Origin of the sequence: Paraburkholderia podalyriae (assembly GCF_014397785.1) — a bacterium.
GTDB classification, from domain to species: Bacteria; Pseudomonadota; Gammaproteobacteria; order Burkholderiales; family Burkholderiaceae; genus Paraburkholderia; species Paraburkholderia podalyriae.
On the sequence record NZ_VZQQ01000251.1, the window covers coordinates 1 to 954 of the forward strand.

Consider the following 954-nt stretch of genomic DNA (forward strand, 5'->3'; position numbering starts at 1 on the left):
GACTGGTACGCGATGCGCTGGAAAATAGAGACGTTTCACAAGAATCTGAAGTCCGGCTGCAAGGCTGAAGAGTCGCAGTTGCGCACCGCCAGCGGCCTGACCAACCTGATCGCCATCTTCTGCATCCCGTCAGTCAGTACACCACCAGGCGTACGGCCCGGGCATGGCTGTACCGCGAGCAACTGCGCGACATTCTCGAACGCAAGCAAATCAATGTTGTGTCCGGGATGTTGCAGCAGTGGTGCACCAACGTCATGCGCTCGAAGGTCGAACCGATGAAGGACGTGGTGAGATTGATTCGCCGACATTTCGACGGAATCGTTGCCTGGACTCAGACGCGTCAGACCAACGGATTTATTGAGGCTATCAACGGCCTGTTTCAGGCCGCCAAGCGCAAAGCACGCGGATACGCTCGCTTCGAAACCATGCGCACGGTCCTCTTCCTCATCGCTGGAAAGCTCGACTTCTCACGTTTCAATGAAAACGCCCGCTGAGCTCCGTCACCCACTCCGTTTTCAAAAGAGCCTGAAAACGTTAGCCTGGCCCGGCACATTGAAACGATGCTTGAGGAGATCGATAACTTCGCTACGGACCAGATGCTCGACGTATCCACCCACGTCGCTACGCCGTCACTCGCCATGCAGTTCGTGGTGTCTACGATCCGGCGCGGAACACTAGTCCGCACTCCTGAGAATGGCGTACGTAACGGCAAGCGTACGAGAGCATGTGCGACCGACTGGAAGCTGATCCCTCAGGGGCGGCTGGCCCGTTGCTTCGGCCGCAATGTCCCGATTGAAAGCGAGGTACTGGCCACGCTTCGTGTTGAATCATTCGTAAGCGGTAATTTCGGCTCATCTGGAACCTGCGGGTGAGAGGGAACAAGATTGCGTCCGCAGCTTACACATTGCGGACGCAACTTATGACTGACCTACAAACTGACTTTGACTTCCTGCC

Annotated in this window: 1 pseudogene; it reads left to right on the forward strand. The window is 56.3% G+C overall.

Annotation, left to right across the window (positions count from 1 at the left end):
* Window positions 1-140: 140 nt before the first annotated feature.
* Window positions 141-494: pseudogene (locus tag F6X42_RS42875) on the forward strand (transposase); the annotation flags it as partial.
* Between the last annotated feature and the right edge of the window lie 460 nt (window positions 495-954).